General features: G+C 46.5%; 16 protein-coding genes and 1 other annotated feature. Of the genes, 6 read left to right on the top strand and 10 right to left on the bottom strand.

Annotation, left to right across the window (positions count from 1 at the left end; genetic code table 11):
- The first annotated feature begins 57 nt into the window (after window positions 1-57).
- The 3 genes from cydS to budA all read left to right on the top strand — a co-directional run bounded on the left by cydS (window position 58) and on the right by budA (window position 2,747).
- Window positions 58-159 carry a cytochrome bd oxidase small subunit CydS family protein gene (cydS, locus tag KNQ02_RS15785; RefSeq protein ID WP_371816015.1) on the top strand — a complete coding sequence of 34 codons (102 nt, stop codon included), beginning with the start codon at window positions 58-60 and terminating at the stop codon, window positions 157-159.
- A gap of 164 nt (window positions 160-323) precedes the next feature.
- Window positions 324-2,018: an acetolactate synthase AlsS gene (alsS, locus tag KNQ02_RS01875; RefSeq protein WP_214767953.1), complete on the top strand. Its 1,695-nt coding sequence runs from the start codon at window positions 324-326 to the stop codon at window positions 2,016-2,018.
- Between the two features lie 15 nt (window positions 2,019-2,033).
- A complete protein-coding gene (budA, locus tag KNQ02_RS01870; RefSeq protein WP_029331195.1) occupies window positions 2,034-2,747 on the top strand; it encodes an acetolactate decarboxylase in 714 nt (237 codons plus the stop codon).
- A 330-nt stretch (window positions 2,748-3,077) separates the two neighbouring features.
- Here budA and KNQ02_RS01865 read toward each other — a convergent pair whose 3' ends face one another.
- From KNQ02_RS01865 to pepV, 6 genes are all read right to left on the bottom strand, one after another.
- On the bottom strand, window positions 3,078-3,875 hold the full coding sequence (locus tag KNQ02_RS01865; RefSeq protein ID WP_214769055.1) for a phosphotransferase: 798 nt from the start codon (window positions 3,873-3,875) through the stop codon (window positions 3,078-3,080).
- 51 nt (window positions 3,876-3,926) lie between these two features.
- A complete protein-coding gene (pulA, locus tag KNQ02_RS01860; protein ID WP_239456740.1) occupies window positions 3,927-6,095 on the bottom strand; it encodes a type I pullulanase in 2,169 nt (722 codons plus the stop codon).
- A gap of 38 nt (window positions 6,096-6,133) precedes the next feature.
- A complete protein-coding gene (locus tag KNQ02_RS01855) occupies window positions 6,134-7,000 on the bottom strand; it encodes a hypothetical protein (protein ID WP_214807224.1) in 867 nt (288 codons plus the stop codon).
- 9 nt (window positions 7,001-7,009) lie between these two features.
- Window positions 7,010-7,525: an RNA 2',3'-cyclic phosphodiesterase gene (gene thpR / locus KNQ02_RS01850; protein ID WP_214768766.1), complete on the bottom strand. Its 516-nt coding sequence runs from the start codon at window positions 7,523-7,525 to the stop codon at window positions 7,010-7,012.
- Between the two features lie 5 nt (window positions 7,526-7,530).
- Window positions 7,531-8,676 carry an MFS transporter gene (locus tag KNQ02_RS01845; RefSeq protein ID WP_088837648.1) on the bottom strand — a complete coding sequence of 382 codons (1,146 nt, stop codon included), beginning with the start codon at window positions 8,674-8,676 and terminating at the stop codon, window positions 7,531-7,533.
- A 64-nt stretch (window positions 8,677-8,740) separates the two neighbouring features.
- A complete protein-coding gene (pepV, locus tag KNQ02_RS01840) occupies window positions 8,741-10,138 on the bottom strand; it encodes a dipeptidase PepV (protein WP_088837649.1) in 1,398 nt (465 codons plus the stop codon).
- Between the two features lie 307 nt (window positions 10,139-10,445).
- On the opposite strand from pepV, the gene KNQ02_RS01835 reads away from it, so the two are divergent.
- Entirely contained in the window at window positions 10,446-10,664 is a 219-nt protein-coding gene (locus KNQ02_RS01835; protein WP_029331202.1) for a DeoR family transcriptional regulator, read from the top strand.
- Window positions 10,665-10,774: 110 nt separating this feature from the next.
- Window positions 10,775-11,407, top strand: coding sequence for an SDR family oxidoreductase (locus KNQ02_RS01830; RefSeq protein ID WP_088837650.1), 633 nt, complete (start codon window positions 10,775-10,777; stop codon window positions 11,405-11,407).
- A gap of 74 nt (window positions 11,408-11,481) precedes the next feature.
- On the opposite strand, the gene KNQ02_RS01825 is transcribed toward KNQ02_RS01830, so the two are convergent.
- Window positions 11,482-12,201, bottom strand: a complete 720-nt coding sequence (locus tag KNQ02_RS01825; RefSeq protein WP_029331204.1) for a pseudouridine synthase — start codon at window positions 12,199-12,201, stop codon at window positions 11,482-11,484.
- Window positions 12,188-13,852, bottom strand: a complete 1,665-nt coding sequence (locus KNQ02_RS01820; protein ID WP_214768768.1) for a putative polysaccharide biosynthesis protein — start codon at window positions 13,850-13,852, stop codon at window positions 12,188-12,190. The genes KNQ02_RS01825 and KNQ02_RS01820 overlap by 14 nt, the downstream gene beginning before the upstream one ends.
- Before the next feature lie 379 nt (window positions 13,853-14,231).
- Here KNQ02_RS01820 and KNQ02_RS01815 point away from each other — a divergent pair, with 379 nt between their 5' ends.
- A complete protein-coding gene (locus KNQ02_RS01815) occupies window positions 14,232-15,497 on the top strand; it encodes a BaiN/RdsA family NAD(P)/FAD-dependent oxidoreductase (protein WP_214768770.1) in 1,266 nt (421 codons plus the stop codon).
- A gap of 60 nt (window positions 15,498-15,557) precedes the next feature.
- On the opposite strand, the gene KNQ02_RS01810 is transcribed toward KNQ02_RS01815, so the two are convergent.
- Window positions 15,558-16,538 carry a hypothetical protein gene (locus tag KNQ02_RS01810; RefSeq protein ID WP_214768772.1) on the bottom strand — a complete coding sequence of 327 codons (981 nt, stop codon included), beginning with the start codon at window positions 16,536-16,538 and terminating at the stop codon, window positions 15,558-15,560.
- A gap of 132 nt (window positions 16,539-16,670) precedes the next feature.
- Window positions 16,671-19,076 (bottom strand): leucine--tRNA ligase, encoded by a 2,406-nt coding sequence (leuS, locus tag KNQ02_RS01805; protein WP_214767963.1) that lies wholly within the window; start codon window positions 19,074-19,076, stop codon window positions 16,671-16,673.
- 46 nt (window positions 19,077-19,122) lie between these two features.
- Window positions 19,123-19,345: a binding site (T-box leader), on the bottom strand.
- Window positions 19,346-19,377: the final 32 nt, after the last annotated feature.

Here is a 19,377-nt window from a genome sequence, read left to right as displayed (position 1 = left end):
TTACTGAGCAATCTACTACACTTACTATACGGACTATCCCTAAAGGAGGTTTTGACATTGGAAAATTTCTTAATCATGTGGGCATCACCGATCGTTCTCGTCATGGGCGTGACTGCTCTTTTCGTTTGGGCGACATTCGGTAAAGTTGACGCTAAATAATCGCGATTCAGTAGGCATCTTGTGTTCTGTCACAAGATGCCTTTTTTACTTTCTAAAGGATTATGGTTGGTTTCTGACTAAAACAGATGTATAATTTCGATGAAACAGTTTTTATATTACAGCTATCAATCGACAAAATACGTTGATAAAGAAGGAGAATTGTAATGAACAAAAACGAAAACAGAGAAAATGAAAATTTAGTACAGAAAAAAACAGGAGCTGATTTGGTCGTTGATACGTTAATCGAGCAAGGGGTCGAATACATCTTCGGAATTCCCGGAGCAAAAATCGATTCTGTTTTCAACGTCTTACAAGATCGTGGTCCTGAATTAATCGTCGCACGTCACGAACAAAATGCCGCTTTCATGGCCCAAGCAATCGGACGTTTGACGGATAAACCAGGGGTCGTCCTCGTTACGTCTGGTCCGGGCGCATCAAATCTCGCAACAGGTCTCGTGACAGCTAACTCGGAAGGCGATCCGGTCGTCGCGATTGCCGGTGCCGTCTCACGTGCCGATCGACTCAAACGGACGCATCAATCGATGGACAACCAAGCACTCTTTACGCCAATCACGAACTTCAGCGCGGAAGTTCAAGATGCGGATAATATCCCAGAAGTCCTCTCGAATGCTTTCCGGACTGCCGAAACGACGTCCGGTGCTGCTTTCGTCAGTATTCCGCAAGATGTCGGTTTGAACGAATCAAACGTCACGTCCTTTAAAGCCGTACCGACACCAAAACTCGGGATTGCTCCAGAAGAATGGGTCGAAGAGACGGCCACACTGATCGAACAAGCGAAACTCCCTGTTCTCCTGCTCGGTATGCGTTCCAGTCAACCGGACGTCGTCAAAGCGATTCGCACTTTATTGAACCGTGTTTCGATTCCCGTCGTCCAAACGTTCCAAGCTGCGGGGACTTTGTCACGTGACTTAGAATCTAATTTTTATGGTCGTGTCGGTCTATTCCGCAACCAACCAGGTGACGCGTTGCTCGCTGAAGCGGATCTCGTCTTATCCATTGGTTATGACCCGATCGGCTACGATCCGAAGTTTTGGAACAAACCAACGAATGAACGGACATTAATTCATATCGACCAAATGCGGGCTGAAATTGATCACTTCTATCGTCCTGATCGCGAGCTTGTAGGTGACGTCGCGAAAACGATTGATGCGTTATCCGATCGTCTGAAGCCACTCGCCTTGTCAACAAGCACGGATACATTCTTGAACGGTCTTCAACAACGGCTCGTCGAGCGGGACGTCCCGCCGGTTGTCGAAGACTCGCTATTGACGCATCCACTTTATTTCATGAAGACATTACGCGAACAGATTGCAGATGACGTTACCGTAACGGTTGATGTCGGTTCACATTATATCTGGATGGCGCGTCACTTCCGTTCATACGAACCACGTCACCTCTTGTTCAGTAACGGGATGCAGACACTTGGTGTTGCATTACCTTGGGCTATCGCAGCGACACTCGTCCGTCCTGGTAAAAAAGCCGTCTCGATTTCAGGTGACGGCGGGTTCCTTTTCTCTGCAATGGAACTTGAGACAGCCGTCCGCTTGAATGCTCCGATCGTCCATTTCGTTTGGCGTGACAGCGGCTTTGATATGGTCGCGTTCCAACAAGAAATGAAATATAAACGGAAATCAGGCACATCATTCGGCGATGTCGATCTTGTGAAGTATGCGGAAAGTTTTGGTGCAAAAGGCTTACGCGTCAATCATCCGTCTGAACTCGTCGCTGTCATGGAAGAAGCTTGGAAAACAGAAGGACCTGTCATCATTGATGTTCCGATCGATTACAGCGATAATGCTGCGCTCGGAAAAGAAGTACACTTGGATCAATTAAACTGATAAGGAGATGAGCAGATGACGAACGATGATACGTTACTTCAAATCTCGACGATGATGGCGTTACTCGACGGCGTCTTCGAAAGCGAGGTCAGTTATGCGTCCGTTCTTGACGGGCGCGACTTCGGCATCGGAACCTTCGACCATCTCGACGGAGAAATGATTGGTTTTGATAATACCTTTTATCAATTGCGTTCTGACGGGAGCGCCCGCCCGCTCGACCCCGAAACGACGACACCGTTTTGTACGTTGACTCGATTTACTCCGACACAGTCGATTCAAATCGATCAAGAAATGACGAAACAAGACTTCGAGCATTGGCTAAGCACGCAACTCGCGACAATCAACAGCTTTTATGCCGTGCGAATCGATGGAGAGTTCACGGAAGTCAAGACACGGACGGTCGCACGCCAAGAACAACCATTCGTCCCGATCACGGAAGCCGTTGCGACACAAAGTGCACGGACGTTCGAACAGACGGAAGGGACACTTGCCGGCTACTATACACCACGCTTCGGTCACGGGATTGCCGTCGCCGGATATCATCTACACTTCATCGATCAAGCCCGCGAAGGTGGCGGGCACGTCTTCGATTACACGGTCAAGAACGTCACCGTCTCATTCGAAGAAAAACCACGCCTTGATTTACGTCTACCGACGACAGCTGCTTACCGAGAAGCAGATCTTGAAAGTCATGACATCGAACAAGAAATAAAAATAGCAGAAGGTTAATGTTCAGGCTGTAGACAAAGTTCTATCAGGAGATAAAGTGTCACGTTTCGTTGCTTTCCTCGGGCGAGGCGAGACAGGGCAACGCGAATTGTTTGCATCTCGATATAGCATGTTCACTCTTTATAAGAGTTTGTCTACAATCTGTGGTTAATTTTTTCGCTTCAACTAAAACCGCCAAAGCGCTTATTGCACTTTGGCGGTTTTTTAGTTATTTTCATTTTCTGTGACTCCTGCGGGAAACGAATGTTTTAACGGTATCACAGAAAAAAGATGGTCGATCACCCGCAAGTGATGCCCACCTTTTTTCACTGGTCCAACCGCCCCTGCCGATTACATTTCATTTTCGAGCAACTGCGCGAGAAAAACATAACTTTCTGGTGCATCCGGATGTTGTGCATCTTCATACCAGTAAATCGACAAAATCGCTTGCGCCACCACGTACCAATGCATGCGCTGTTTTAATTCAAGGGTCAACGGATGACCGTAACTCGCAAACCATTCCGGCCAGTATTCCTCGTCAACATAACTATAGAGCATCATCCCTAAATCATAGGCACGATCGGCGATGATCGCATCATCCCAATCATTTAAATAGAGATGACCATCCGCCCCCGTCAACCAATTGTTGTGATTTAAATCTGAATGACAAACGACTTGCTCATCCGTTCGGACAAGCGCTAAATGCGTCTCTAGATAACCAATTGCCTGTTCAATCAAGTTTGCTTCACGTAGTTCTGCCGGTTGAAAATAGAGCCGGCATTGACGCAATAGCTCATCTGGTTCAATTGGTCGTTGATCAAGTTGTTGTAACATGAACAACAACTCTTTTGAATCATGTATTTTCCCTAGTAATCGGGCCACCTCTGGACGCTCCATCATTTCCGGTTCGAGTTCGTTTCCTTCAATGAATTGTTGCGCACTGATGACATCCCCACTGTAAATTCGTTTAGTCCAAAGCAACTTCGGAACGATTCCATCCGCCGATAAAATGGCTAAGAACGGAGAAGAGTTCCGCTTCAAAAATAATTTTGACTGTCCAGTCGAAGCGACGTACGCTTCACCTGTAATGCCGCCTGCTGGCGTAAGCGTCCAGCCTTCGCCAAGCGCATCTAAAATATCTAATTCCATCATAATCCGCTCAACTTTTTAATAGATTTGCCATAAGGCACAATGAATATCTTAACATGTCGCAATCGTCGTTGACAACGGAAGCACTTTAATCTTGGCGACGCCTTTTTCGATTGGGGTGACGGATGCTTCATCACCTTGAACATGAAGATTCCACATCGGGTGATCGAGCGCAATCTCGATTGTTTCATCCGTCACATTATGCACGACGAGTGTTCGCTGCCAGGCATCATAAGAGTGAATCGCATCCACTTCGTAAGCGATGACACCCGGTCGCATCGGTAAAAAATGAAGCGATTCTTGAATCTGATTCGCCCAGTGCAAGCGGAAACCACCGTGCATCCGTCTAATCTGTAAGATATTTTTAATATAGTCGACCATCTCAAAATGACGATCCCGCAATGTCCAATCCAATCGATTAATGGCATCGGGTGCATTATAACTGTTTTCGACACCTTGTTTCGTCCGACCAAATTCTTGCCCGGCATGAAGAAATGGAATTCCCTCTGCTAAAATCACAATCGTTTGTGCAAGACGACTCATTCGTAGAAGTTGGTTTTCATCGAGATCCGGTCTAGCAAGGCTCAATTTATCAAACAGCGTATGATTGTCATGTGCTTCGACGTAGTTAATCGAGTAGGTCGGCTCTGGGAAACGACCGTACGTTTGATTCTCAAGCGTCACACTTCCGGCTATTCCGTTTCGAACCTCTCCTTCTTTCCAAAGATCGCCCGACACAAATCCACGGTCATGTTCATTAAACGTTGATCCCTTCAGTGCATCCCGAAAGACATCATTAAAATGACCAATCCCAGGCATCCGTGCAGCAGAGGAGCTAATCGCTTTTCGCCGTGCGGCTAACGGTGTCGCAAGATCCCATCCTTCCCCGTAGATGAGGATTGTCGGATCAATCGCATCAAGCGCCGTCCGAAGGCTGTTCATCGTCTCCACGTCGTGAATTCCCATCAAATCAAATCGGAAGGCATCAATTTGGAGTACCTCCGCGAAATAGGTCACGCAGTCAACAATCAATCGTTTCATCATAAAACGTTCTGATGCTGTATCATTTCCGACGCCCGTTCCATTCGCTAGCGTCCCGTCGAGTTCATAACGGAAGTAGTAACCAGGAACAAGATGTTCGAGTGCTGCCTGCTCACGAATATAGACATGATTCATGACGACATCAAACGTGACCCGGATACCGGCAGCATGCAGCTGATCAATCATCTCGACGTACTCGAAAATCCGCGTTCGCGGATTTGTCGCATCACTCGCATAGCTACCCGCCAGTGCGAACCAGTTTACGGGGTCGTATCCCCAATTGTATGGTGAGCGTGTAATTTCATCCGTCGAACCGAACAAATGTACCGGTAGAAGTTGAACGTGTGTTACGCCCAAGTCAAGCAAATAATCGAGTCCCGTCTTCTTCCCAGCCGGAGAACGCGTCCCCCGCTCGGACACACCCAGGTATTGTCCCGGGTGCGTCGATCCTGATGTCGCATCAATCGTGAAGTCCCGGATATGCGCTTCATAAATTACTGCATCCGTCGGTTTCACAAGAATCGGACGTTTTTTCCGCTTCGGAAATCGCTGCCTGATTTCTTGATCGACATCTGACAGGACGCCGAACCGTCCGTTCGCCGTCACTGCTTTTGCATATGGATCGACGACTTCGGTCGTCCCTAAGTACGTCGTCACGCGATAACGGTATCGGGCGTGTTCATATTCGCGAGCTAACGTAATTTGGTAAACACCACGATCGCCCCGTTTCATCTCGCTCGTTTTCAGAACTGTTTCTGTTGTATCGTAGATGACACACTCGATACGTTCCGCAATCGGTGACCAGACAAAAAGTGATAACATCCCATCATCCATCATGACGCCAAGCGGTCCTTCGTAACTATATTTACGATCGAACAACGATGTTTGAACAACACGCCCCGGAAAGATTCGAATCCGTCCCTGTGTCGCACTCACTAATTCATACACACTCCCTAACTCAATCGCTCCCTCTACTTCCAAAATGAGACGTGCGACTCCTCCGTCTTGTTGTTGCGAAATGACAGCATAATCGATGATTGCCTGATTTGAAACTAACTGCACGTCTTCTTTAGTGAATGACTGTTTCGATTCGACCAAAATCGATTGAAACGTCAAAAATTCCGCTGAAATTAATTGTGGGTGCATCAGCGCTAGTTCGCTACTTTTCATTTTCGTCATATGTGCGCGACAACATCAAAATTTTTGCCGCTCCCTCCTCACGTCTGAATCCGTTCATTCTCTTGATCATTGACCGCCATTTGAAATGTGATCGATGACGTTTCTTTTAGTATCTTTTCACAAACTCGCATTTGAAAAGCTTTTGTATAGGGGGCGGATGTATTCATTTTGTGTAACCAGTGTGCAAAATCGACTTTACTTACATAAGTAGTTTTCGACTCTTTCGGCAGTTGATCAAAATAACCTTTCGACGCAATGACGACTCGTTCGATTGGTAGTTCAAGTTCACTTCCTAAAACAAGCCGTAAAATATCTTCTGTCCGTTTCAAACTGATCAACGGATTCAGAATGTTTTTCGTCGGTGCCTTAAACGGCTGCTCACGCCATAATTTCTCTCGTTTAATATGATAGATGCTCTCTTCTCCATCCAACCAATCGAGTAAATAAATCGCGGATGGGCCGACGGCAAAGGAACTTAACTCGACTTCTCCTTGTTGATAATGAATGACAGCACGATAAAACAAACCGTATTGATCATTTAACAGATGGACCATCTGATAAAAGTCGAGGTGTCGCCGAAGCGGCAATTTCCATATCTCATCTTTAGTTGCCCCGCCCGCTACATAGAGCAACTTTTGAATCTCGACTCGTTTTTTATACCATTTATCAAACGCTGGCTTTGAGATCTGTTTCCCTGGTAACTGGACGACGACAGGAGATTTGAAAAATTGCCACCATTTCTTAGGACGGACGATCGTCTCGCCCGGAAACAAGTCTCCAGCTTCCCACTTATGGAATAGATTCTCGTAGTCTAACTGCCGTTGCTCTTTGTAGCGTTTTGAGACTTCGAGCGGGTTCTTCTCATACTTACTCTCTAAATCATATAACTTCATCAATAACGCCATGAGATCACCTCACTGTTCTTTCCCGCATCTAGCTAAGGTATTGATTCGATATCTCGGACGATTAGCTGGATGGATTTCATATAAAATAAGTTCCGTGACATTAATTTTCGCTTGTAGCGTCATGTCTGGCAATGGTTCTTCACAGTCTGCATTCCAGCGTTTCGCAAGTGTGATATGAGGAACGAACGGTTTATGTCGTTCCGGAGCCAGTTGATTCGCGAGTCGTAATAAAGAAGTCGTCTCTTCCACCCCCGCAGCGAAAACACGTGGACGGTCCTCATTGCCGAACGTAACGAGATGATTGATTATCAAAGTGAACGGCTGAACAGTAGCTGCAATTTCTTTAAGACGACATTGCCATTCATTCAATTCGCGCTCCGTCAATCCACCTAAGAAATGTAATGTCAGATGAAAGTCTTCCTGGCCGTAGACCTGTTGATAGTAATGACCAAGATTAACCGCTTCAGATAACTGCTTCAACTCGAGGAGCGGTACAGGAATCGCGATAAAATAATGTCGGTCCAATTTAATCACTCCTTGATCCTTCCACTTATCAGATAGAGCACTGCCCCAAGCAAGCTACTACTTGTATATACCCAAAAGACACTATAAATTGTCCATTGTTCGAGGACAACGCCACTCATCAAATTGAAAATCGCGGTCGCAAGTCCCGTCGTAGTAGCCATATATGTACTGACAGCCGTAGCTACCATTGATGATGGGACAAGCGAACGCACATAGTCCAGCGCAACGGGAATCAGTAATCCAACAATCATCCCTTGTAGTGCCGCAAGGATCCATAACGAGAAGACCGGTGGTTCTAAAGCAAGCAATCCCGTCCGAACAGCAGATAAAATTGAGACAAACGCGAGGACAGGAATCGCGCCAAATCGCATTAAGACACGTGTCGCAATTCGCATGAACGGAATTTCGCAGAGGACAGCTACAAAAAATAAGGTCCCGACGAGTGCCGTCGATTCGCCTCGAATCGTAACATAACTTCCGAAATAATAGTTGTTCGCAAAAATCGGACCAAAGACGAGACTTCCACCTGCTAAAAATAACAGGAAGCGCTTATTTGAAAATAGTCGTGAAACGGGCATCCGTTCACTGACCGTCAACTGGACTGGAGCTGCTTCGATACCAATCAATACTAAGAACGCTAAAATCAGCGCTGCTCCACTTGCATAAAAAATCGCTCCGAGCGTCCCCCCTTCTGTCACCTGCCCAAGTACGAAGACAGCAAGCGCAAAACCAGCTGAACCGAATAAACGAAGTGCGCCATAATCGACTGATTTCCGCTTCGAAAATTCAATGGCGAGTGTATCGACTAACGGAATATGTGCACATTGGAATAAGGCCCATAAACATGCAATCAATAAGAGCAGGATGTAGACCGATGTCAGTAAATAACTGACAGTAAATCCTGCTGCTGCGAGGAGCGCAACGAGCAACAGACGTTTCGGTCGACCAAAACGATCAGCCGCGAGTCCCCATAGTGGTTGCAACAAAATCGATAAAATCGGACCGATCGCAACAATCGTCCCGATTTCTGAACCAGATAACTGAAACGCATCATTCGAAAAATAAAGCGTTAAGTACGGAATGAGTGCACCTTGCCCGAAGAAGATAAAAAAGTAGAGTGCCTGAAAGTGATATTTTTGACGATTGATCACGCGGTGTACTTCCTTTCAAGAATCAATCCCCCGTCATCGGTGTGCCGGGGGATTCATGTCCATATTATTTGGCTAGTTCATAAATCGCTTCTGCATAAATCGCGACCGCTAACAATAACTCTTCAAAATCAACGTATTCATCGACTTGGTGCGCGACTTCCGGACCACCCGGGAAAACTGGACCGAATGCAACACCTGCTGTTAACGAACGCGCGTACGTGCCTCCACCAATTGCAATCAAGTCCGCTTTTTGATTCGTGTGACGTTCATAGACAGCACTGAGCGTCTGAATCAATTCATGTTCTGGATCAACATGGTGCGGTGGCATGTGCGTCCGCGTCTGAAGGTCGAAACCATAGGCCGAAGCCGCTTCCTTGATCAACTGTAGACGCTCCGTGAAATCAGCGCTGTGCGGATAACGAATATTGAGTGACGCCGTTCCTTGTCCCTCTTCATAGCGGAAGACACCACCATTGATCGTTAAATCCCCCGTTTCATCTGATGCCGCGACACCCAATGCGACACCGCGTGAATCACGGAACATATGCATGACGAGTTCGATGTAACGCCGTCCATTGTAGTCGAGGTGAAGCGTACTTAAGAAACGAGCAAGGTGTAATGCCGCGTTTTTACCATTATCCGGCTCCATCGCATGCGCTGCTACTCCGAAGACGTCAAAGACAAGACCTTCTGCCGTTTGCTTCACTGTCCCTGTCAATCCTTGCTCTTCCAGGTAGGCATGGAATGAAGATTCAATCGATCCGTGTTCAGCTACATGGACCGTCGCTGTCGCATGACCCGGTACCATGTTCGGACGTTCTCCGCCTACGAACGTTACGAGATGATAACCTGTGTCTGCAGTTTGTGCTGGTTTCCCTTGGATCAAAAGGCCATCATATAATCCTTTTTCAGCATTGATGATTGGAAAATCAGCGTCTGGTGCAAATCCAATCGTCGGCATCTCTTCATGCTTGAAGTAGTGATTGACACAACGCCATTCGCTCTCTTCATCTCCACCAGCAATTAAACGAATCCGTTTCGATAACGGTAACCCTAACTCTTTGACGATTTTTAACGCATAGTATGCCGCAATCGTCGGTCCTTTATCATCAATCGCACCACGTGCATATAGTTTTCCGTCCGCTAGCGTCGGATTGAACGGTCCATACGTCCAGCTGTCCCCTCCAGCAGGAACAACGTCGAGATGGCAAAGAATCCCGAGCAGTTCTTCACCTTCACCATATTCAAGGTGCCCTGCATAACCGTCGACATTTTTTGTTTTGAACCCATCGCGCTCCCCAGTCGCTAACATCCAATCAAGTGCACGTTTGACTTCTAGACCAAACGGCGCCCCTTCTTGAATTGTTGTTTCATCGAGTATACTCGGTATGCGTAACAACTCTTTTAAGTCTGTCAAAAGTGCTTCGCGTCGCGTTAAAACTTCTTCTTTCCAATTTACCATATGACACCTCTCCCTTATCCGTTAATACGTTCACCTTTTCAGTATAGCGAATGTTCGGCGATTACGAACATCCAAAATCTTAATTCTTCCATTTCTCTTATTAAGACGAACATTAAAAAATAATAAAACGATTACATTCGTTAATCAATGTTCAATTTGTATGTTTTTTTCAATAACGTTCGGTTAAATTACTTGCATTCTATACTGAAAGAGTTATACTAAAGACGAAACAACTTGATATATCACCGTCTATTGTCACCCGAAGTTTTAGAACACTATTCTATCCATTGGGGGAGTGGTTATACCAATGAAAGATTCTACAGACCGTATGTTGACCCGAATTAAGTCGATCTATCTCTTTATCAACGAGAACGGAGCTACTACGACAGCAGAGTTGGTTGAAGAGTTTGGCATCACATCAAGGACCGTTCAACGGGATTTGAATGTGCTCGAATACAACAATCTCATTGTGAGCCCAAGACGTGGTACTTGGACATCAAGTAAAAAGCAACGCCAAGCCGGTTAATCAAGCAGTTTCAACACTATTTTTCTTTTACGACGCGAATCCTTCGCGTCTTTTTTTGTTTTTATTTTTAACAGACGGGTATACCTAGTCTAGAGAAGGAGATGATTTGAATGAATATCATTATTATTGGAGCAAACGGAACAACAGGTCGAAAAATGGTTGAATTGATTGCAAAACAAGGACAACATCAAGCGATTGCTGTGGTCCGAGAAGAAAATCAAATAAACGATTTAATCGCTCTTGGTGCATCTGAAGTACGAATCGGTGATTTAACAGAAGACATGTCGAATGTCGTTAAAGATGCTGACGTTACGATTTTCGCAGCAGGTGCCGGTGGAGCATCGGACGAATTGACTCGCGCTGTCGATAAAGATGGAGCCATCAAAGTCATCGATGCATCAAAAGCAAACGGAATTGAACGCTTCATCATGCTCAGCTCTGTCGGTACGGATAATCCGCGTGGCGAACTAAAAGTTTATCTCGAATCAAAGGCCGCTGCCGACGAACACTTAAGAGCGAGTGGACTTGATTACACAATCGTCCGCCCTGGTCCATTGAGTGATGAGGACGCAAGTGGTACAGTCGAAATCAAAGAACACTTTGAATCGTACGAAGATCGTAAAGTCCCACGTGCCGATGTCGCCACACTGCTCGTGACATTAGTCGACCACAAAACACAATCACGTCAATTCGAAGTATTAAGCGGTCCTTTCCCAATCGCGGAAGCACTCCGGAACGTTTAATCTGCTCTTCAATTGATGGAATCCAAATAAAAAAACGCTTCTGCCAAGTGCAGGAGCGTTTTTTGACACGACACTTATTCCGGTGTCCAGTCGAACAGCGCTAACTCGCCACGCGTCAGTTCACGGTACTCACCTGGTTCGAGTGTCGAATCAAGTGGCAATTCACCAATCGATAGACGTTTTAAATACGTCACTTCTTTTCCTAACGCCAGCATCATCCGTTTGACTTGATGGAACTTGCCTTCTGTAATCGTCAGTTCCAGAGTCGATGTCTCATCCGTTGCCTCTAAGATCACGAGTTTCCCCGGTTTCGTTTTATATCCATCCTCCAACGTGACACCTTCTTGTACTTCAATCACGTCTTCTTCCGTCAACGTACCGATGACTTCTGCATAGTACGTTTTCGCAACATGTTTTTTCGGTGACATCAACGCATGATTAAATGAACCGTCGTTCGTCAACAGTAATAAACCTTCCGTGTCTTTATCCAGTCGTCCGACCGGGAATGGTTTGAAGTACGTCACGTCCTCGAACAATAACTCAATCACTGTTTGGTCCCGCTTGTCTTCCGTCGCACTGATTACACCAGGCGGTTTGTTCATCATCAAGTAGATATACTTTTGGTAAACGACAGGTTCACCATACATGAGAATATCTTGTGTCTCGACATCGACATGCTGTTTCGGGTCGAGTACAATCTCACCATCTACTTGAATCGCACCGGATTTTAAGAGTTGTTTGACTTCTTTACGGGAGCCTGCCCCCATATTGGATAACAATTTATCTAGCCGCATTGCCACGTCCTCGTTTCATTGAAAATTTTCTTCCTAATACTGCTTCTGCCAGTCCCGTCCAAATGGCTAATCCGGCAAAAATTACGATGCCAAGTCCCGCACCGACGATTAAAATCGCGAGTGACGCAAGTGTCGTTTCTGGCAAGAATGCAACCATTCCCCATTTCACGAGTGCAACACCGATGCCCATGATGGCACTGATGATCATGATTAACGATGTCCGGCGCAAGACACTACTGAACGGAAAATCGACCGTTTGAGTGATGCGGAAGAACATTAACCCTGTCGCGACGAGGTACCCGAGAATCGTTGCATACCCGGCACCCGTTCCGTCACCTGTCAAATGAATCAACGGTGCGTTTAGTAAATACTTCGTCACTAGTCCGGCAAGTGTCGCAATGATTGTAAAGTATTGGCGATTGATTCCTTGTAAGACGGCCGCTGTTACAGAGTAAAGCGCTAGGAACAGCGCACTTGGAGCATAACTTAAAAGATACACCCATGCCTCCTGGTCTTTCGGGAAGAGGACATGGAATGTCTCTTGACTCAATAAAATCATCCCGACGACGGCTGGAATCGTGACGAAAAATGCCAATTGATAAATTTGTGAAATTTGTTTTTTAACTTTTTTCATGTTGCCTTGCGTGAATGATGCTGTCAACAACGGCGTTGCCGACAACGACAATCCGGTTGCGACCGAAACAGGAATCAAGACGATTTTATGACTGTCGGCAATTAAATACGCTGTCGCGTTACCCGCTGCCTCAAGTGTATACCCGATACTTTGTAAGGCTGCGTTCATCGTATTTTGATCGATGACTTGATAAAGTGGCGTCGATAACCCGACCATGACGATCGGAATCGCATATGTCAAAAGTTCTTTGTAGAGATCTGTTAACGGCCGTTCCGGTGATTGAACCGTTTGACTGTCACGTAACTCTTGTAATCCGGGAGCACGCTTCCGGAAATAGTAAACGAGGATTGCCACACTGCCGATTGCTCCAATGAATGCACTGAAGGTTGCAATCGTTGCGGCCCATGCTGCATCCGCATCGAAGATATAAATCGCAATGCTAACACCTGCCAGTAAAAAAACAATTCGAACGATTTGTTCAAGAATTTGCGAAATTGCTGTGGGTCCCATCGATTGGTGACCTTGAAAATACCCGCGCGTCATGCTCATCGGTGGGATGAGTAATAACGCGAAGCTGACCCCGCGAATCGTCATCGTCACGGCATCGATGTAAGAAGCCGAATTGACGTCACCGCCAGGAATTGCCCGATGTGCAAGATAGGGGGCAAGTAAGAATAAGGCGATGAACGAAACGATCCCGGTCAAAGACATGATCTTTAATCCAGAACGATACAGACGTTCACTCGTATCGTATTCGCCAAGTGCATTATATTTAGCGACGAATTTAGAGACAGCGACTGGAATACCCGCTGTCGCCAGCCCAATCATGATTGCATAGTAGTTATACGCATACGTATAAAACATGATGCCGGTCGCACCGACCATAAACTGAAAAGGAAACAGGTAAATCAGACCAAGGGCTCGTGAAATAAGTGATGCTCCAGACAAGAGCATCGTTCCACGAACGAATCCCGAGTTGCCGGATGAAGTCGATTGCTTTTTGTTAACAGTGGCCATGATAACTTCCCTCACGCTTTCTTTTTTTATTAAAATTAGACGAGAATACTCCCACTTTTAAACGTTCAGCGCGTAGTCCTAGTGTGAGTGGGAGATGAATCGTCTTCGGGCAAGACGTGTCTTCCGACACGTCAATTGTCCGACACTCTTAGTTTGAAAACAACCAAGATCAGGAATCCTCTACCTCTAAGCGAAGCGTAGGTGGAGGTAGTTCAACGCTTGACAACCTATAATATATTGTCTCAATTAACAAGTTCTATGATGCACAATTGCAAATCATTATACCGCTCCCCTCTCATAAAAGAAAGAGACGGTTTGTTTACAGACCGAACTTCTGCTAAAGTGGAACAAGCAGAAAACTATTCAATGAGGTGACAGCATGTACGATGTAATCGTAATCGGAGGCGGACCGAGCGGCTTGATGGCAACGCTCGCCTCTTTACAAGCAGGCGCGAAAACACTCCTGCTCGATAAAGGAAATAAATTGGGAAGAAAACTTGCGATTTCCGGTGGCGGGCGTTGTAACGTCACGAATCGTAAACCGCTCGACGAACTCGTCCAGTCGATCCCAGGAAACGGACGTTTTTTATACAGCGCCTTTTCACAATTCAGTAACGAGTCGATCATCGACCTGTTCGAAGGGTTTGGTGTGGCGTTAAAAGAAGAAGATAACGGGCGGATGTTCCCTGTCTCGGATAAAGCAGCTGACGTCGTCCGTGTCTTGATTGATCAAATCCGAGCGCACGGTGCCGAGATTCAAACGAATGCAGAAGTCGCGTCGCTCGAGTTTCACACAGACGGTTCATTTGCAGCCGTTCTCATGCAAGACGGCACACGCCTTGAAGCGAACAGTTGTGTCGTTGCAGTCGGTGGACAATCCGTGCCCCATACGGGTTCGACCGGTGACGGGTACCCATGGGCTGAAAAAGCCGGTCATACGATTACCGAACTTTTCCCGACCGAAGTCCCGATCTTACTGAACGATGCTTCTATTCAAGCGAAATCACTTCAAGGGCTCTCGCTCCGCGACGTCGCTTTGACGGTTCACGGAAAAAAAGATAAAGCCATTAAAACACACACGGGTGATTTGCTCTTTACGCATTTCGGGCTGAGTGGTCCGATCGCACTACGTTGCAGCCAATATACAATCAAGGAACGCAAACGCTCCGGCGAACGAATCGTTCATTTATCGGTCGACTTATTCCCAGAAGAATCAATCGGAGCATTGACGGAACGTTTTCAGGCTGCGCTTGCAGCCAATCCGAAAAAAACCGTCCGAAACGCCTTAAAGGGATTCGTACCGGAACGTTTGCTTGAATTACTCTTCACACAAATCGGTTTTGGTGACGAAGTTTGTACGCAAGTGAAGAAACAAGATTTCACGCAACTGCTGACAACATTAAAACGTTTCCCACTTCATGCGACCGGGACACTTGATTTTGATAAAGCCTTCGTCACGGGCGGAGGGGTCTCAATCAAAGAAATCCATCCAAAAACGATGATGTCGAAAAAAGCAGACGGTCTATTCTTTGCCGGAGAAATTTTAGACATTCATGGTTATACCGGCGGCTACAACATTACAGCTGCTTTTGTAACAGGACACTGTGCCGGAACGAATGCTGCTCTACTCAATCAAACGACGTAATTAAAAAAAGGTGTTCGTTCGTGATTTTTTTCACGAACGGACACCTTTTTAATTTTTTGATCAATCGATCGGGGTAAACGAACGGCTCGAAAATTTGTCTGTTTCGACCAAAGCAAACAGTTCATTGTCTTGAACAAAGATTCCTTCTGCTCCGTATACTTTCGGACTTGCAGATTCTCCCGTGATCGTCTTATCCTTCGCATCAATCGAATAAAGATACAAGGAATCGGAGTCCAACGTATAGATGCGCCCTTGTCGTTCTGCGAGTCCAATCGGACGGAAATTTTCTTCAAATGCTTTTTTTGCATCTGCTCGCATACCATCTGTAGCATCGATTCGATCTCGCGTAACAACCGTCAAATACGGAGGTTTCTGCTTTTTCTTGAGTTTCTTTTTCTCTTTTGCTGTCGCATCAGGACCAATTTTAATTTCATCTTGCTTCATTTTAAAATACGTCAATTCGATGCGCCCTAACGACCGGATGTTATTGATCGTGTAAAATTCTTTTTCTTCAGCATCGTACCCAAGCCCATGAAAATTATCTCGAATGGTCGTGCCTTTGATTTTTTCACGCGTTTCTTCCGACCATGCACCGTCTTTTCGCGTAATCGTCACAAGAATTTGATTTGATGTCAGTAATGCAACCGTTTCACCATCAACGAGTGCCATTCCATCAAGCCCTGCGAGTAACAGTTTGCCATCATTCTTCAATTGGAAGGAAGCATTGATTCGCTCGCCCGTCCCACTGACTTCAAAGAAATGATAATCTTCCGTCACAACAAGATAGGAACCAATCGAATCATCATATAACATCTGTTGAACATCCTTGATTAATGGTTCTTCCGGATTCGGAATCGAAGAAGGAAGGCTTGGCGGCACTTGTTTGACAGCCGCTTGGTGTTTTGATTGCGTCTCGATTTTTGTGAAGGTCTCTTGAATTTGCACTAACGTCTCTGGTTTTGAGAAGACGAGTAGAATACAAAGGATCAGACCGGAGACGACGGCAAAAATCGTTGTATAGACTATATAGGATCGTTTCATTTACACAGATCGCCTTTCTCTCTCGGTTTCTGATTCAGTGTAGCAGAAGGCGCACTAAAAAAAAAGCGGACGCGAGACTGAATTCAAAAACAATCCCCTTCCCCCATGACTACATGGGCAAGGGGATTCGTATTAGTTTGCTACGATATTGATGAGCTTTTTCGGTACGACGATGACTTTACGAACCGTCTTGTCGCCAATCCACTCTTTTGTTTTTTCATCTGCAAAAGCGAGTGCTTCGATTTCTTCTTTTGTTGCGTCGATACTGATTGTCAATTTTGAACGGACTTTTCCGTTGACTTGAATGACGAACTCTATCGTATCACTGACGAGTTTCGTTTCATCATATGTCGGCCATGCCGCATACGTTAATGTCTCTTCAAACCCTAGTTGCTCCCATAACTCTTCCCCGAGGTGAGGTGCGACTGGTGTCAACAACTGAATGAATCCACGAAGGAAGTGACGCGGTAACACTTGCTGTTTGTTCGCTTCGTTGACGAAGACCATCAACTGCGAAATCCCTGTGTTGAATTGAATGTTCGAGAAGTCTTCCGTCACTTTCTTGACGGTCTGGTGATAGACACGTTCAAAGTCGGCATCAACCGTCTCGACATCTTGAATGTCTGCAGTCCGTTCGAACAAACGCCAGACGCGGTCAAGGAAGCGACGTGCACCGTCGAGCCCATTTTCCGACCAAGATACGGACGCATCGAGTGGTCCCATGAACATTTCGTACAGACGAAGCGTATCTGCTCCGTGTGATTTGACGATTTCATCCGGATTGATGACGTTCCCGCGTGATTTCGACATTTTTTCGTTGTTTTCGCCAAGAATCATCCCTTGGTTATACAGCTTTTGGAATGGCTCTTTTGTCGGAACAACGCCGATGTCGTATAACACTTTGTGCCAGAAACGTGCGTACAGTAAGTGAAGGACCGCATGTTCTGCCCCACCGATATAAATATCGACCGGAAGCCAGTATTTTAATTTCTCCGGATCCGCGAGTGCCTCTTCATTATGCGGATCGATGAAACGAAGGTAGTACCAGCAGCTACCGCCCCATTGTGGCATCGTGTTCGTTTCGCGGCGTCCTTTCATCCCTGTCACAGGATCCGTATAGTCGAGCCACTCTTCTGCAAGAGCAAGCGGCGACTCTCCTGTTCCCGACGGTTTGATTTCAGGAATCATCGGAAGTTCAAGCGGCAACTCTTCTTTATCCAGCGTCTTCATCGTTCCATCTTCCATATGGACGACTGGAATCGGCTCGCCCCAATAGCGTTGACGGCTAAAGAGCCAGTCACGCAGACGATACGTAATTTTCTTCCGTCCGACTTGGTTCGTTTCGAGTTCCGCGATGATGGTTTCGATTGCGTCCGCCTTCGAGAGACCGTCGAGCATTTGTGAATTGACATGCTCCCCTTCTCCCGTATACGCTGCTTCGTCGACATTTCCGCCTTTTACGACTTCGATGATTGGAAGGTCAAACTGTTTCGCAAACTCATGATCGCGTTCGTCATGTGCCGGAACGGCCATGATGGCACCTGTTCCATACGTCGCAAGAACATAGTCGGCAATCCAGATCGGAAGACGTTCGCCAGAAATCGGGTTGACGGCGAACGCACCCGTGAAGACACCTGTCTTCTCTTTTGCAAGATCCGTCCGTTCAAGATCCGATTTCGTCTGAACAGACGCGATATAACGTTCGACTGCTGCCTGATGTTCTGCTGTCATGATGTCCGCGACGAATGGATGCTCCGGTGCTAAGACGAGGTACGTTGCGCCGAAGACTGTATCCGGACGTGTCGTGAAGACCGTGACTTGTTTTTTGTGGCCGTCAATCGTAAAGTCGATTTCCGCACCTTCCGATTTACCAATCCAGTTCCGCTGCATTTCTTTCACCGACTCCGGCCAATCGAGTTCATCTAAATCGTCGAGGAGACGGTCCGCGTATTCCGTAATCTTAAGGACCCACTGGCGCATCGGGACACGGACGACGGGATGATTTCCACGTTCAGACAATCCATCGATGACTTCTTCATTCGCAAGGACCGTTCCAAGTGCCGGGCACCAGTTGACTGCCACTTCATCGACGAACGCAAGTCCTTTTTCGTACAGTTGTGTAAAGATCCACTGTGTCCATTTGTAGTATTTCGGATCCGTCGTATTGATTTCACGGTCCCAATCATATGAAAAACCGAGGTCTTTCAACTGACGTTTGAACGTTTCAATATTTTGTGCCGTGAACTCACGCGGGTCATTCCCCGTATCGAGTGCATACTGTTCTGCCGGGAGTCCGAACGCATCCCATCCCATTGGGTGAAGGACGTTATACCCTTGCATCCGTTTCATGCGAGCGAGGATATCCGTTGCCGTGTATCCTTCCGGGTGTCCGACATGCAGTCCTGCTCCCGATGGATAAGGAAACATGTCGAGGGCATAAAAGCCTTCCTTACTTGGGTCTTCCGTCGTTACGAACGCGTTATCCTGTTCCCAGCGCGCTTGCCATTTTGGTTCAATCTCACGATGATTATACGACATCTATTCTTCCTCCTCTGATTAAAAAAACCGGTCCTCCGCCCCTAAGAATAGGGACGAAAGACCGGTTTGGCTTCCGCGGTACCACCCACGTTGTCTGTCAATGACAGACCGCTTGACTCACAGATAACGGTGTGAAGGACCGGATTCGCTACTCGTTGTTCACGAATCATGCTCCCTGACGAGTTCATGGACAGTTCCGACTGGTTTGCACCACCCACCAGTTCTCTAAACGGAATGTCTCCACTACTACTTCAGTTCGTTGCATCTGACTATCTATTAGTTAGTTTAATCTGAATCTTAA

This window comes from Exiguobacterium sp. s102 (genome assembly GCF_018618635.1).
Taxonomy (GTDB): Bacteria; Bacillota; Bacilli; order Exiguobacteriales; family Exiguobacteriaceae; genus Exiguobacterium_A; species Exiguobacterium_A oxidotolerans.
Note: the sequence above shows the minus strand (reverse complement) of the source record. Positions and strands in the feature narration are given on the sequence as shown.

What these genes read in the sequence shown, in the direction of transcription:
- KNQ02_RS01830 (WP_088837650.1), top strand. Translation starts at nt 10,775, where the DNA reads ATGAATATCATTATTATTGGAGCAAACGGAACAACAGGTCGAAAAATG.
- KNQ02_RS01865 (WP_214769055.1), bottom strand. Translation starts at nt 3,875, where the DNA reads ATGGAATTAGATATTTTAGATGCGCTTGGCGAAGGCTGGACGCTTACG.
- leuS (WP_214767963.1), bottom strand. Translation starts at nt 19,076, where the DNA reads ATGTCGTATAATCATCGTGAGATTGAACCAAAATGGCAAGCGCGCTGG.
- KNQ02_RS01820 (WP_214768768.1), bottom strand. Translation starts at nt 13,852, where the DNA reads ATGGCCACTGTTAACAAAAAGCAATCGACTTCATCCGGCAACTCGGGA.
- budA (WP_029331195.1), top strand. Translation starts at nt 2,034, where the DNA reads ATGACGAACGATGATACGTTACTTCAAATCTCGACGATGATGGCGTTA.
- pepV (WP_088837649.1), bottom strand. Translation starts at nt 10,138, where the DNA reads ATGGTAAATTGGAAAGAAGAAGTTTTAACGCGACGCGAAGCACTTTTG.
- pulA (WP_239456740.1), bottom strand. Translation starts at nt 6,095, where the DNA reads ATGACGAAAATGAAAAGTAGCGAACTAGCGCTGATGCACCCACAATTA.
- alsS (WP_214767953.1), top strand. Translation starts at nt 324, where the DNA reads ATGAACAAAAACGAAAACAGAGAAAATGAAAATTTAGTACAGAAAAAA.
- KNQ02_RS01825 (WP_029331204.1), bottom strand. Translation starts at nt 12,201, where the DNA reads ATGCGGCTAGATAAATTGTTATCCAATATGGGGGCAGGCTCCCGTAAA.
- KNQ02_RS01835 (WP_029331202.1), top strand. Translation starts at nt 10,446, where the DNA reads ATGAAAGATTCTACAGACCGTATGTTGACCCGAATTAAGTCGATCTAT.
- KNQ02_RS01810 (WP_214768772.1), bottom strand. Translation starts at nt 16,538, where the DNA reads ATGAAACGATCCTATATAGTCTATACAACGATTTTTGCCGTCGTCTCC.
- KNQ02_RS01815 (WP_214768770.1), top strand. Translation starts at nt 14,232, where the DNA reads ATGTACGATGTAATCGTAATCGGAGGCGGACCGAGCGGCTTGATGGCA.
- KNQ02_RS01855 (WP_214807224.1), bottom strand. Translation starts at nt 7,000, where the DNA reads ATGGCGTTATTGATGAAGTTATATGATTTAGAGAGTAAGTATGAGAAG.